We start from the raw sequence: 14,126 nt of genomic DNA, 5'->3' as shown, positions 1-14,126 counted from the left end.
GTAACGAGAGCACCCCGCGCGGGACTTGGGTCCTGGCGGGGCGCTCGGGTCTGTGGTGGCTTCAGTCTTGGGCCGCGTACGAGAGGAAGTTCTGCCATGTTCCGGGGGTGACGGAGAGGTGCGGGCTCTGCCGCAACTTGGAGTCCCGTACGTGGACGGTGGTGGGGCAGGTAGCCACCTCGACACAGTCCCCTTGACTGCCGCTGCTATAGGTGGACTTCCGCCAGGACATCGCCACCTCGACGCAACTGTCGCCCTCGGAGCCGCTGTAACTGCTCTTGAACCAGTTCAGTTCGGACGTGCTCATAGCGCTCCTCGCATTCGCTTCAGCAGGCCCAGGGAGTCCTCGGGGGTCAGAGCCTGTGAGCGCATCTTGGCATAGCGCTGCTGGAGCACGCTGATCTCTTTCAGGTCGGTGATCAGCCGCCCGTTCTTCTGCCCCTCTGAGTACCCGTACCACCGACGCTCCGGCGTCTCCGCCAACTGAAGCGGCCCATCCAACCCCGCATGCACCGGCTGCCGCGACGGCATCAGCTGGAACTCCACGTTCCAGTGCCGTTCCACGACGCCCACCAAGTGGTCGAAGAGATCCCGCGTCACGTCCTCCCCGCCCGTGTGCCGCTCCAGCACCGCCTGCTCCACGATGAAGCTGAACGCCGTCGGCGGTTTCCGGCTCGTGGCCAGCAGGTCTTGGCGGGCGAGCCGCGCCGCGATGCGCTCGCTCAGCTGTTGTTCGTCCGGCAGCGGCGGCACGCTGAACGACACCGCCCGCGCGTACGCCTCCGTCTGCAACAGGCCCGGCACCACCCGGCACTCGTACGTGTACAGGCTCACCGCCTCCGCCTCGAACCGCGCCCACTGCCGGAACCAACTCGCCAGCCCCGGCTGCCGCGACAGATGCCGCGCCGCACCCCGCAGCGCCCCGAACGCGTCCAGGACTTCCTCCGCCCGCCCCACGAAGTCCGGCTGCGGAAAGCGGCGGCCCTGCTCGATCTTGGCGACCGTCTGGACCGAGTACGGGACCAGCTCGGCGAAGTCCTCCTGGGTCAGGCCCGCCCGTTTGCGGAAAGCCTTGAAGACCTCGCCGAATGTCTTGAGACTGTCCGACACCTCCGGCTCACTGCAGCCCGGCGACCCGCCCGTACCGTCCGTCATGCGAGGACACCTCCAGTACACCCGCCCCGCGGACCCACTCCCAACGCACCCATGGTTACGTTCAGTCGCCGGCCCTGTCTACTCTCCGTACTAGTGCTCTGACGCAGAGTACTAGCCGCTGACCTGGTGTGCGGGGCTCGCGGGGCGCCAGTTTGGGGCCATGACGCCAAGCCCCGCTTCCCAAATCCCCGTTACCGTACGTGTGTTCACGCAGCGGTTCAGCTCCACTCCGCGCGGCGCCCGCCTCGCCCGCCACCTCGCCGTGCACCGGCTGGATGCCTGGGGCATCCCGTACGACTCCGACGCCTCGGACATCGCCGCGCTCCTCGTCGCCGAGCTCGCCGCGAACGCCGTCACCCACGGCCGCGTTCCCGGCCGCGACTTCGAGGTGCGGCTCAGCCTCGACGCGTACACCCTCCGCATCGACGTGTCGGACCCGCGCGGCGAGCGCCGCCCCGCCGGGCCCGGCGCCATCGCGGCCCCGGTGCCCGGCGCGGACAGTGGCCGGGGGCTGCTGCTCGTCGAGGCGCTGGCCGACCGGTGGGACGTATTCGACCGCCGCTCCGTCGGCAAGACGGTCCGCGCCGAACTGGACCTGCCGCGCTGACGGGCCCGCCCGCCGTCGATCGGCCGGCCATGCATCGTGTGAACCAACTGAACGCGGAACAACGGGAGGCAGTGGCCCTGGAGTTCCGCAGGGCGATGCGCTGCGCGACGGACCTCTTCGGCGATCACGCGTTCCGGGAATGGCGGGGTGGAAAGGGCAATTCGCCCATCAATAAGGCCCTGTTCGAGACGGTCGCGGTCAATCTCGCCACTCTGGACGATCACGAGCGTGAAGCGCTGGTAGCGTCGAGTGACAGGGTGCTGAGCGGGTTCTTCGGACTGGTGAAGGACGTGGGACTTCGACCGCGCCATCTCCTTCGCCACCGGCGACACGAAGAAGCTACGCACGAGGTTCGCCGCGATGGCGGAGTTCTTCCGGGGGTAGAGGGCATGTGCTGGTTCACCGACGACGACGGCACACAGCAGCTCTTCGACCGGCACTCCGAATTCCTGCCGAAGCCTGGACGTACGCACTTCCGGCTTCTGCGCGGCCGGCGTGCTCTGCGTGTTGCCTACGTCGGACGCAAGGTCGACGTCTGACCGGGCCGGATAGGGCCGCGGCGCTATTACGGTAGGGCGTGGCCCAGGACGGGCCCACACAAGACGGAATACCAGGAGGACCACGGGTGCGACCAACCCTCGCCGCCGAGCAGGTACGCGACAGCCTGAGTCAGTACCTGTCGACGACGTACGCCCTGGCGGACGAGAGCACCCGCGGCGCCCTGGAGCAGTTCCTCGGTGACGCGGACGACGGCATCTTCCGCGGCCCGTACCTGCGTATCCGCACCCCCTTCCGCCCGGCCGAGAACGACGACTGGCAGCGACACCTCACCTGGTGGCCGCGTGGCTTCCACCCCCACCGCCACCAGGAGCGGGCCTGGGAACGCCTCTCCACGCTGCACGGTCCCGCCCGGCCCACGCTGGTGACCACCGGCACCGGATCGGGCAAGACCGAGGCGTTCCTCGTGCCGCTCCTCGACCACTGCCGCAGGGAGCGCGAGGCCGGCAGGGAAGGCGTCAAGGCCGTCCTCCTCTACCCGATGAACGCGCTGGCCACCGACCAGGCCCACCGCATCAACAACCACCTCGACAACCCCCGGGACGCCCGGCTCAGGGACGCGGGCGTACAGGCCGCGCTCTACATCGGCGACAAGGCGTCCAAGGAGTTCAAGCAGGCCAACCCGCGCGTCGCGGTCGACCGGGACGAGATCCGGCGCACCAGGCCCGACATCCTGATCACCAACTACAAAATGCTGGACCTGATGCTCCAGCGGCCCGAGGACCAGCGACTCTGGCAGGAACCGGGCGGCTCCGCGCTCGCCTACGTCGTCCTGGACGAGTTCCACACGTACGACGGCGCCCAGGGCACCGACGTGGCCATGCTGCTGCGCCGGCTCGGCGCCGTCACCGACCTGAACGAGCCGGGACGGCCGCTCGGTCCGGTCTGCCCCGTTGCCACCTCGGCCACCCTGGGCGAGGGCGCGCCGGGCGCCGCGGGCGGGTCGATGCTGGACGTGGCGGAGCAGGTGTTCGGCGTGCCCTTCACACCGGACGCCGTCGTGGGAGAGGACCGGCGCAGCGCCCAGGACTTCGCGGGGAACAGCGACTTCAGGCTGCCCTTCCCGCCCCCCGACGAGGTGGCGGGCCTCGACGATCCCACGGGTAACCCCGCAGCCCTTGACCAGCTGGCCGCCGCCTTCACCGGCAAGACGGGGCTGGACGCGGCGCAGCTCGGCAGACAGCTGCGCCGGCACCGGCTGACCGCCGCCGTCCTGGAGATCCTCGACGGCCGCCCGCGCACCATGGCCGAGGTCATGGACGTCCTGCCGCGCTACGCCTACCACTGGGGCGTGGCGGTCCAGCAGAACCCGGCCGTCGCCGTCCGGGCCCTCGCACGCTACATCGCCCTGCTCTCGACGGCCCGCGACCCCGAGCACCCCACCCGCCCGCTCCTGTCGATCGAGGTGCACCACTGGGTGCGCTCCGTGTCCCGGGTGCTGCGTGGCATCAGTGCGGCGAGGGCCGAGTTCCGGTGGGACGACGAGCGGGTCGCCACGGGCGGCAGGCTGGCCGCCGGTACTGCCGGTGGCCATGACGACTCTCTCGCCCCTGACGGCGACGCGGCCCCGGCCGCCCCCGCGGTCGACAGCGCGCCACCGCGCGCGCAAGTGTTCCTGCCTGCGGTCTTCTGCCGCGAGTGCGGCCGCTCCGGCTGGGCGGCGCTCTCCCCGGAGGCGGACCCGGCGGAGCTCGACATGAACGCCACGAAGATCCGCCGGGCGTCCGTCGGCCGCGACAAGAGCCGCGTCCGCAACATGATCGCGGCGACCCCGCAACAGGCGTACGACGCGGCCTTCGTGGCCGAGAAGCAGCGCAGCGGACCGACCGTGCTGGTGCTCGACGGGCTGACCGGACGGGTGCGGCCGATGTCGCGCGAGACGGACTTCGATCAGCCCCGTGACGGCGAAGGCCCGCACCTGGCCAAGCCGTTGCACGACGCGGCATTCGTCTGGGCGGACCTCGGCGACGACCGGGCGGCGAGCGGCGACCAGTGCCCGGCCTGCCGCACCTTCAACGCCATCCGCTACCTCGGTACGGGCCTCGCCGCGCTCGCCGCCGCCTCCATCACCCAGCTGTTCACGGGCGGCGAACTCGACAAGAACCTGAAGGAGGACAAGACCCTCCTCTTCAACGACTCCGTCCAGGACGCCGCCCACCGCGCCGGATACGTCGCCAACCGCTCGTACACCTTCTCGCTGCGCTCCCTGCTCGCCAGCCGCATCGACGAGGACGAGCCGATCGCGCTGAGCGACCTGGCCGCCGACCTCATCGCGGACGTCGTGGACAGCAAGGCCGTCCAGGCCGCGGTGATCCCGCCCGACCTGCACGTCGTGCGCGGCGTCGACACCCTGCTGTCCGGGCGCAGCCAGGGCTCCCGCGCCACCTGGGAACTCATCGCCCAGCGCCTCGCCTTCGCGGCGGTGCTGGAATTCGGGCTGAGGTCCCGGCAGGGCCGCACCCTGGAACTGACGCGCACCGTCGCCGCGGACGTCCCGCTCCAGGACCCGGACGCGGTCGCTGAGATCGTCCGTGAACTCCTGCACACCACCCCCGGGGACATCGCGCTGCCGGACGGCTCCCTGCCAGGACCGGACCGCTGGGTCGGGCACGTGCGCGGCCTCCTCGAACGACTGCGCACGCGCGGCGCCATCCGGCACGCCTGGCTCGACGGCTGGCTGAACGAGGCGGGTGTGCGGCGCTGGCTCGTCTGGGGCGGGCGCAAGACGGGCATGCCGGCGTTCCCGCCCGGTGTCTCCGCCCCGGCGTTCCTGCTCGGCAGCCCCAAGCAGGGCAGCGACGACTTCGACGTGGTCACCGGACGCCTCGGCTGGTACCAGGACTGGACCCGGCGGAGCCTCGGCCTGCGCCCCGACGCCGCCAACGCCTTCCTCGTACGGCTGCTGCCCGCGCTCGTCGACGCGGGCGTGCTGTCCGCCCGTACCGCCAAGGACGGGGTGACCCGCGTCTACGGTCTCCAGCCCGGCCACGTACAGGTCCGCAAGCTGGCCGACGACCGGGTGGCCGACGCCTCCGCGCACTGCCCGGTCTGCTCCTGGGAACAGACCGTCCACCCCGCCCTGGCCGACCAGTGGCACGGACAGCCGTGCCCCCGCTACCGCTGCGGCGGACTGCTGCGCACCGGCCAGGACCTGGAGAGCGGCGTACGGCGCCGGGACTTCACCCAGGACTTCTACCGGCGGATGTACCGCGAGGCGGGCGTCTTCACCATCAACACCGCGGAGCACACCGGCACCCTCAGCCGCCCCAAGCGCGAAGCCGTGGAGAAGGCGTTCCGCGCGGGCGTCCAGGCCCACTACGCCAACCCGCAGGTCCTGTCCTGCACCCCCACGCTGGAACTCGGCATCGACATCGGTGACCTGTCGGCCGTGGTCCTCGCCTCGCTGCCCAAGGGACCCGCCAACTACGTGCAGCGGGTGGGCCGGGCCGGCCGTGCCACCGGCAACGCCTACCTGCTGACCATGGTCGACCGCGGCCCCCGGGACCGCTACTACCTGGACGACCCCCGGCAGATGATCGCCGGAGACATCCAGCCGCCCGGCTGTTTCCTCTCCGCGAGCGAGATCCTGCGCCGCCAGTACCTCGCACACCTCCTCGATCTGCTCGGCGCCGGACGCCTGCCCGCGCCGGACGGTGGCGGAGACGCGCTCGGCCCGATGCCCCGCCTGGCCACCGAGCTGTTCGGCCCGTCCGCGTGGCTGCCCGAGTTCCAGCAGGCCGCGCTTGACGCGGGCACGCACCGTGTCGATTCGTTCCTGCTGCTGTTCCCGCCGTACGACGAGGCGAAGGGCACGGGCGTCAGTCCGCGGGCGGCCGAGGAACTGCGTACGTACGCGACCGGGGGTCTCGCCGATGCCCTGGGCGACGCCCGCACTCAGTGGGAGGACCGGCGCGGCGAGATGCGGCACCGGATCACGTCGATCGACGCGGCGCTGAAGGAACTGGTCGCCGGTGACCCGGACCACGAACGGCAGGGCAGGGAGCTGCGGGCCGAACGGCGAGCCGTGTCCCGGCACGCGAGTGAGATCAGCCGCAGCACCGCGCACGGCACGCTCGTCGACCTCGGACTGCTGCCCAACTACAGCCTCGTCGACTCGCTGACCGAGCTCGAAGCCACCCTCACCTGGCGGGAGGACGGCAAGGACGGACAGCCCGAGCACCACAGCAAGGTACTCAGGTACGAGCGGTCGGCACGCCTGGCCCTGACCGACCTCGCACCCGGCAACCACTACTACGTACAGGGCTACAAGCACCGCGTCACCGGGCTCGACATCGGCAGTCCGAACCGCCCGTCGTGGCTGTGGTGGCGCGTCTGCCCCGACTGCGGGCACGTCCGCACGCAGCAGGCGGAACAGGACTCGACCGCCTGCCCACGCTGTCTGTCACCGGCTATCGGCGATGTCGGATGCCTGCACAAGGTCCTGGTGCCCCACCGCGTGATGGCCCGCGACCAGCGGGACGACATCCGCGTACGCGACGACACCGACGAGCGGGAGCGGCGCCACTACACCGTCGTTCCCGCCGTGGACATTCCGCGGGAGCACATCGAGGCGGGATGGAAGCACAAGAAGGCCACCTTCGGCTGGGAGTTCACCCGGCACGCAATGATCCGGCACATCAACGTCGGCACCTCCCGCGTGGACACCGGGGCTGAGGACGCCTTCGCGGGACGCCAGGTGAGACTCAACCCCTTCTGGGTCTGCGACTCCTGCGGATACGCGGACCCCGACGGGGGACCCGCCGCCGCGCACGCCGGACAGCAGGACGCTTTCGGCACCCCTCGGGCCACGAAGTACCACCGCCCGTGGTGCCCCCGGCTGCGCGACGGGCTCGGCGAGACGAAGGCCGCACAGCAGGGCGTGAAACTGCTGCTCGCCCACGAGCTGCGCAGTGAGGCGCTCCGTATCCTCATCCCCGCGGTCACCGCCTACACCGAAGAGCGCCTGGCCTCCTTCAAGGCGCTGCTCCTCGCGGGCATCGCCCAGAGCTACGGCGGCGACCCCGACCACCTGGCCGTGGTCACCGACTCGATGCCCGAGCCCGGCAGCGACGTCCGCAGGCACTTCCTCGTGCTGTACGACTCGCTGCCCGGCGGCACCGGCTATCTCCACCGGCTCGCGGGACCCGACGGGATGCACGACGTGCTGACCCGGGCCCGCCAGGTCATCGAGCGGTGCCCGTGTGTCGGTGAGGAGCGCCCCGCCTGCCACCGCTGCCTGCTGCGGCATGTCGGTAACAGCGAGTACGAACTGGTCTCGCGCGAGCACGCCCTCGACATCCTCGGTGAACTCCTCGGCCGTACCGGCGACGCCTGGAGCATCGAGGAGGCCGAGACGACCGGGGACATCAGTCTCGTCCAGCAGGTTGAGAGCGAGCTGGAAGCGCTGTTCCGCCGGGGGCTCCTCGCCTGGGCCGAAGGCGTCGACGACGTGAGTGTGCGTACCGCACAGACGCCGGACGGCGAGCGCGATACAACGCTGCGGTTCACAGCCCCGGACGGCAAGGTCAGCGGCTGGCGCATGGAGACGCAGACCGACCTCGGCTTCACCGTGCCCGACGTGGTCTTCCGCAGCCTGGACGACGACCGGAAGCGGGTCGCCGTCTATCTGGACGGCTACCGCTACCACGCGAGCCCCGCACACAACCGCATCGCGTCCGACGCCGACAAGCGGACGCGCCTGCGAACCGGACACGGCTGGCAGGTCTTCCAGCTGACCTGGGACGACGTACGCGCCTGGACCGGCGATGCGAAGCCTCCCGCCGATCCTGTGTGGGTGCCGTACCAGAACACGGCGCAGAAGACCGCCTCCGACATCCATCGGCGTCTGCACGGGGACGACCCGCGTGACCTGCATCGCTTCGTGTGGACGAATCCGGTCGAGACGCTGATCGGCTATCTGAGCACCCCGGACCACGGGGTGTGGCGGCGGCGTGCCCAGAGCGCGCTGGCAGGATTCGCCGCGGTCTCCGCGACCAGCCGAGCCCTGGCGGACGGGCCCGAGATCGGGCACCGCATCGCTGAAGCGCTGGAGGGCAAGCGGCTGGCCGGCGGCCAGGGTGCCGTCCAGGTCATGGCCACCAAGGACGGTAGCGGATGCCCCCTGACGGTTGCCCTCGATCTGCGCAACGGGCAGGCGGGCGCGGTGTGGACCGCTCTGACCGTGCTCGACGACAGTCCGCAGGCGCTGGGTCGCGACGAGAACGCCCATCGCAGGCGATGGCAGGCCTGGCTGTACTGGACCAACCTGCTCCAGTTCCTCAACGAGGGCGAGGGCGACGGCGTCCAGTTGGCGGCCAGTCAACTGCCGGGCTTCGACCCGGTGGAGCTGGCCGTGACGGGCGGGGCGGGCTGGCTGGAGTCCCGGCGACAGCGACAGCAGCCCGATTCGGAAGCGCCGACGACGGACGCCGCGGCACCACCTGCGGAGGCGTCGTCGCACGTTGAGGCCCCGCTGCCCTCGGATTCGGCGACGGGGGCCGTGCGCGATCCGGCCTGGGACGAGGTCGTCGACTATCTGGTGGAGGAGCCCGGGCTCGCCGAACTCGTCGAGGTACTGGTTCGGTCCGCAGTGCCCGCTCCCGAAGCCGGATTCGAGCTCGGCGACGCCGCATGGCCCGCCGAACTGGCCTGGTCCACCCACCGCATCGGTGTCGTCCTCGCCCCCGAGCACGAGGACGAAGCCGCGGTTGCCGAAGCGCGGGACCGCGACCGTGCCTACGCGGCAGCGGGGTGGACCGTACGGACCGCCGTGGAGTGGGACGCCGGGGAACTCGCGGCCGCCCTGACCCGGCTGGCCCAGGCAGACGGCCACCCGGCCGAGAACGACGACGAGGAGCCGGCCTGATGCCCAGCACGACCAGCACCGGCGCGCCGACAGCGGGCGCGACCCTACGCCTTCTCGACAAAGCGGACAAGGAAATCGTCAAGCTGGACCGGGCGATCGTCGGGGCGGTCTACAAATTCCAGCACGAGTTCCGCAAGAATCCCGAGGCGCCGGGCTTCGACCTCAAGCCGCTCAAGGGGCACGAGCGGCTGTGGTCGGCGCGCGTCAACCGCGAGTACCGGGCGCTGCTGGTGCGGCTGGGCGGCAACGACTGGCTGCTTGTCTCGGTCAAACACCGCGGACACGTCCACCGCAACCTCGACCGGCTCGCGTACGGCATCAACCAGATCACGGGTGCGATCGAGTATGTGGACCTCCAGGTGGTGGAGGACGGCGTCCTGGGCACGGAAGGCCCGGTGCCGCGTGCCGCAGCGGCCGCTCCGGAAGCCGTCCCCGACGCCCCGCTGTTCGCCGAATACACCGCGAAGCAACTGGCCGACCTGGGCGTGGCCGAGCCTCTGATCCCGATCGTCCTCAAGCTCACCACGGACGACGAGTTGCTCGGACTCGCCGAATACGCCCCGCGGCACACGGGAGAGGTGCTGCTGCGTCTGCGCGACGAGGTGCCGTACCAGCAGGTCATGGATGAGGTGACCGCGCCGGTCGCGGTCGCGTCCGAGGAATCGCCCGAGAGCGTCCGCGGCGAGGACTGGCAGGCGGCGGCCGACCGCTCGCAGGCCGTGGTGATCACCGATGACGAGTCGCTGCGGAGCATCCTTGAGGAGGGCGACTTCGGCCGGTGGAAGGTATTCCTCCACCCCACCCAGGAAAGGCTGGTGGGACGCACTTACTCCGGGCCCGCCCGCGTGGGTGGCGGTCCCGGAACGGGGAAGACGATTGTCGCCCTCCACCGGGTGAAATACCTCGTGGACCAGCTGCCCCCCGGCCACAACAAGCCGGTCCTCTTCACCACCTTCAACAAGAATCTCGCCGCCGACCTGCGCTCCCGCCTCCTCTCGCTCGGCGGACCGCAGACGCTCGCCCGCGTCGACATCCTGCATGTCGACCAGTTGGCGACGCGTGTGGTCAGCGAGGCCGACCCGGGGAACGCCAAGCGCAGAATCGATGACACACAGGCTCTGCGCGAGTGGCGCCAACTGCTCGTGGAGGCCGGGGAGAGCCGCTGGGACGCCGAGTTCCTGTGCGATGAGTGGAACCAGGTGATCCTCGGCCAGGCCGTGGCGTCGCGCGCCGACTACTTCCGGGCTCGGCGGGCGGGGCGGGGCCGCAGCGTGACCCGCCCCGACCGGGCCGAGATCTGGCAGCTCGCCGAGCGCTTCACCCAACGACTCGACGTCAAGGGGCTGGAGACGCACCGTCAAGTAGCGGAACGAGCAGCCCAGTTGGAGATGGCCCGCCAGCAGAAGATCGAGGAGCGCCGCCGTCAGGAGGAGGAGCGTGGCGGGCCTGGCAACATCCACGCGGAGTCGGGGACCGGCGCCTGGCTGCGCTACCGCTACCGGCACATCGTCGTGGACGAGGCCCAGGACCTCGGGCCCGCGCACTGGAAGATGCTGCGAGCCATGGTGCCCCCGAAGGAGGCCAACGACATCTTCCTCGTCGGTGACACACACCAGAGGATCTACGACAACCAGGTCACTCTGGGCAGTCTGGGCATCAACATCCGGGGCCGCTCGGCGAAACTGACGCTCAGCTATCGCACCACCCGCGAGATCCTGGCCGCCGCGATCGGCATCCTGGAAGGGACCGACTTCGACGATCTCGACGGCAGCACCGATGACCTCGCCGGATATCGGTCGGTGTTGCACGGCGGACGCCCGTTTCTGCGGAGCGCGGACAGCTGGGACAAGGAACTCGACCTCGTGGTGGAGCAAGTACAGGCCTGGCACGACGTCCCGCGCGAGTCCGTCGCGGTCTGTGTGCCGACGAACGAGAAGGTCGACGAGGTGGTGGCGCGGCTCGGCCGCCGCGGAATCGTGGCCACGAAGATCACTGGTGAAGGGGCGCGAGGGGCCGAGGGGGTGCACGTGGGCACCATGTACCGCTTCAAGGGTCTTGAGTACCGCTGCATGATCATCGCCGGTGTCTCGGAGGGCTTGGTCCCCCGCTCGGCCGTGGACACCTGGGAACGGACCGATCGCCTGCGCCACAGGCGCGAACTGCAGCGAGCGCGCTCCCTGCTGTTCGTTGCGGCCACCAGGGCACGGGACGCACTCACCATCTCTTGGAACGGTGAGCCCAGCCGGTTCCTTCGTCCCCTGGGAGCTGGGGGCCATTGATCCGGCCTCCTGCGTGTCGGGCGCATGTGCGGTGTGCTCGTCGACGACGCGTGCGGTGAGCCTTCTGGGAGGCGCGGATGGTGTCGCAGCGTCGCCATGACGCATCTGTGACGCACGGAGTTCTCCGAGATGGGCGAAGATCCGTTCGCAGGGTGATCAGCGGGAACACGCGGTCGACTGGGCAGTTGGGGGCTCCCGGCCGCGACCGAGCCTGGGTCCTCGCGTGGCGAGGGCATGGCGGCCCCGGTCGGCCCACCGGAGCCGAACGGCGCCGACTTGGACGACGCGGCCCCCGACGGCTGGCCGACGTACCCCTGACCCTGCCCGGTCCAGGCGGCGGTCCGGGTGAACGACCGCCTCTTTCGGCCCACGGTCGCCCCGCCCCGGGGCATGGGCCCCACGTGCCGCTGCTCCGGGCGGGGGCCGAGCTGGGCTACGGAATCCGGTACGGCTCCGTCCCGCTCTTCACGACCTTGCGTACGGTCTCGATGTCGCCGCATCCGGCGCCGAGAAGCCGTGCCCGCTCCGCGGTGAACGCGGCCGCCAGCTCCGCCCTGCGGTCGTCTGTGACGTTCTCGCGGGCACTGTTGAGGATGGTGCGCTCCTCCTCGTCGGTGTGGTGCGTGACCGCCTCGACCAGCTTTTCCAGCTTCTTGTCCCACTCGTCGGAGCCGATCTCGGCGACTTCGAGCAGGGCGAGCAGCGCCTCGTTCCCCTCGGCGTGCTCCTCCTCGCCGTGCTCGACCTCTTCGTTGTCGATGTTCTTGTAGCGCTTCAGGGCGGGGTAGACCTTGATCTCCTCCGCTTCCCCGTGGGCGATGAGAAGCTCCGCGAAGGACCGCAGGGCGCCTCCCCGGTCCGCTTCGACGCTGCGCATCTCGCGGAAGAGGCCCTCCATCGTCCGGTGGTCGTCGAGGATCAGCTCTACGACGTCCTGCGTGGCGCTCTGCTCGTCGGTCATGCCTGCGGCTCCTCCGTGTGCTTGCGCTGCTGTGCTTACGCGTATCTGGTCCCGGTACCCCGTTGTCGCCCCGGCAGTACGTCCTGACCACCGGATGGCGCAGCCGACATCGACAGATAGGAAAGTTTCCTGTTATCCATTGACAGGGACACGGCTCGTTGCCAGGCTGCCCCGCAGCGGCTCGGCGCGGCGCCCGACTCTTCGTGGGCGTGACGCGCTCAGCGAGAGCTCTGACCCGGCCGCCGCACGCCGCGCCCACCCTGAGCAGGGGCGTGGCTGCAAGCAAGCTGTCCAGCTCTCGCTGTCTCAGCCAGGGAGTCCAGGCATGCGCCTGACCACCGCCCCACCCCCACTCCGCACCAGGACCACCGTCCTGGCGACCGCGTTCGCCGCCGTTCTGCTCCTCATCGGCGGTCTGTTGCTGATGAATCCGGACCGGGCCGACGCCGCGGCCGATCCCCTGATCTCCGGCGGCAAACCCGCCACCGCGTCCTCCACGGAGGAAGCCGCACTCGGCCCCGCCCAGGCCTTCGACGGCGACCCGGCGACCCGCTGGGCCAGCGTCGAGGGCAAGGACCCGCAGTGGCTCCAGGTCGACCTCGGCGCCGCCGCCACCATTTCGCGGGTCACGCTCTCCTGGGAGGCGGCCTACGCGAAGGCGTATCGCGTCGAGGTCTCCGACGACGCCGTCACCTGGACCCGTCTCGCCAACGAGACGGCGGGCAACGGAGGTTCGGACGACTGGGCCGGCCTGTCCGGCAAGGGCCGCCATCTGCGGGTGTACGGAACCGCGCGCGGCACCGGGTACGGCTACTCGCTCCATGAGGTCCAGGTCTACGGCAGCCTGGCCGGTGGCCCGCCGCCGACCGGGGCCTTCGCGGTCGTCGCCGCCGGGGACATAGCGGCGCAGTGCACCGCGTCCTCCAGTTCCTGCGCCCACCCGAAGACGGCCGCGCAGGCGCAGCGCATCGACCCGAAGTTCTATCTGACCATGGGCGACAACCAGTACGACGACGCCATGATCTCCGACTTCCGTTCCTACTACGACACGTCGTGGGGGAAGTTCAAGGCGAAGACCCGCCCGGTGCCCGGCAACCACGAGACCTACGACCCGGCCGGGTCGCTCGCGGGCTACAAGAGCTACTTCGGCTCGATCGCCTACCCGCAGGGCAAGTCCTACTACAGCTACGACGAGGGCAATTGGCACTTCGTGGCCCTCGACTCCAACGCCTTCGACCAGGCCGCGCAGATCCAGTGGCTGAAGGACGATCTGGCGCGCAACAAGAAGGGCTGCATCGCCGCGTACTTCCACCACCCGCTGTACAGCTCGGGCGGACACGGCAACGACCCGGTCGGCAAGCCGGTCTGGAAGATCCTCTACGGCGCCAAGGCCGACCTCGTATTGAACGGCCACGACCACCACTACGAGCGCTTCGCTCCGCAGAACGCCGACGGGCAGGCCAAGGCCGACGGGATCGTGGAGATCGTCGGCGGCATGGGCGGCGCCGAGCCCTACCCGATCGAGGAGGTTCAGCCCAACAGTGAGAAGCGCATCAGCGGCCCGTACGGCGTGCTCAAGCTCAACTTCACCGACACCACCTTCGGCTGGCAGTACGTCGACACCGCGGGCCAGGTGAAGGACACCGGACCCACGTACACCTGCCACTGACACCGAGGCGGCAACGTCGGTCCCGGCACCCT

At 70.3% G+C, this 14,126-nt stretch carries 8 protein-coding genes; 5 read left to right on the top strand and 3 right to left on the bottom strand.

From position 1 onward, the window contains the following. Window positions 1-61: 61 nt before the first annotated feature. Both QMK30_RS28440 and QMK30_RS28435 read right to left on the bottom strand, forming a co-directional pair. Complete coding sequence (locus QMK30_RS28440) at window positions 62-307, bottom strand: DUF397 domain-containing protein (RefSeq protein WP_283521195.1); 246 nt, start codon at window positions 305-307, stop codon at window positions 62-64. Continuing rightward, window positions 304-1,155, bottom strand: a complete 852-nt coding sequence (locus QMK30_RS28435; RefSeq protein WP_283521194.1) for a helix-turn-helix domain-containing protein — start codon at window positions 1,153-1,155, stop codon at window positions 304-306. The genes QMK30_RS28440 and QMK30_RS28435 overlap by 4 nt, the downstream gene beginning before the upstream one ends. 160 nt (window positions 1,156-1,315) lie before the next feature. Here QMK30_RS28435 and QMK30_RS28430 point away from each other — a divergent pair, with 160 nt between their 5' ends. The 4 genes from QMK30_RS28430 (at window position 1,316) to QMK30_RS28415 (ending at window position 11,464) form a co-directional block, all read left to right on the top strand. Beyond that, a complete protein-coding gene (locus QMK30_RS28430) occupies window positions 1,316-1,762 on the top strand; it encodes an ATP-binding protein (RefSeq protein WP_283521193.1) in 447 nt (148 codons plus the stop codon). 38 nt (window positions 1,763-1,800) lie between these two features. Further along, complete coding sequence (locus tag QMK30_RS28425; RefSeq protein WP_283521192.1) at window positions 1,801-2,301, top strand: hypothetical protein; 501 nt, start codon at window positions 1,801-1,803, stop codon at window positions 2,299-2,301. Window positions 2,302-2,387: 86 nt separating this feature from the next. Next, a complete protein-coding gene (locus QMK30_RS28420; protein WP_283521191.1) occupies window positions 2,388-9,185 on the top strand; it encodes a DEAD/DEAH box helicase in 6,798 nt (2,265 codons plus the stop codon). After that, complete coding sequence (locus tag QMK30_RS28415; protein WP_283521190.1) at window positions 9,185-11,464, top strand: UvrD-helicase domain-containing protein; 2,280 nt, start codon at window positions 9,185-9,187, stop codon at window positions 11,462-11,464. Before QMK30_RS28420 ends, QMK30_RS28415 begins: the two co-directional genes overlap by 1 nt. A 433-nt stretch (window positions 11,465-11,897) precedes the next feature. Here the strand turns inward: QMK30_RS28415 and QMK30_RS28410 are convergent, their stop codons facing one another. Further along, a complete protein-coding gene (locus tag QMK30_RS28410; protein WP_283521189.1) occupies window positions 11,898-12,425 on the bottom strand; it encodes a hemerythrin domain-containing protein in 528 nt (175 codons plus the stop codon). A gap of 325 nt (window positions 12,426-12,750) precedes the next feature. On the opposite strand from QMK30_RS28410, the gene QMK30_RS28405 reads away from it, so the two are divergent. Beyond that, entirely contained in the window at window positions 12,751-14,094 is a 1,344-nt protein-coding gene (locus QMK30_RS28405) for a discoidin domain-containing protein (RefSeq protein WP_283521188.1), read from the top strand. Window positions 14,095-14,126 lie beyond the last annotated feature (32 nt).

Origin of the sequence: Streptomyces sp. H27-C3 (genome assembly GCF_030063415.1) — a bacterium.
GTDB lineage: Bacteria > Actinomycetota > Actinomycetes > Streptomycetales > Streptomycetaceae > Streptomyces.
Note: the sequence above shows the minus strand (reverse complement) of the source record. Positions and strands in the feature narration are given on the sequence as shown.

Excerpts from the sequence above, each read along its gene's own strand:
- QMK30_RS28435 (WP_283521194.1), bottom strand. The coding sequence starts at position 1,155 with ATGACGGACGGTACGGGCGGGTCGCCGGGCTGCAGTGAGCCGGAGGTG.
- QMK30_RS28430 (WP_283521193.1), top strand. The coding sequence starts at position 1,316 with ATGACGCCAAGCCCCGCTTCCCAAATCCCCGTTACCGTACGTGTGTTC.
- QMK30_RS28410 (WP_283521189.1), bottom strand. The coding sequence starts at position 12,425 with ATGACCGACGAGCAGAGCGCCACGCAGGACGTCGTAGAGCTGATCCTC.
- QMK30_RS28440 (WP_283521195.1), bottom strand. The coding sequence starts at position 307 with ATGAGCACGTCCGAACTGAACTGGTTCAAGAGCAGTTACAGCGGCTCC.
- QMK30_RS28405 (WP_283521188.1), top strand. The coding sequence starts at position 12,751 with ATGCGCCTGACCACCGCCCCACCCCCACTCCGCACCAGGACCACCGTC.
- QMK30_RS28415 (WP_283521190.1), top strand. The coding sequence starts at position 9,185 with ATGCCCAGCACGACCAGCACCGGCGCGCCGACAGCGGGCGCGACCCTA.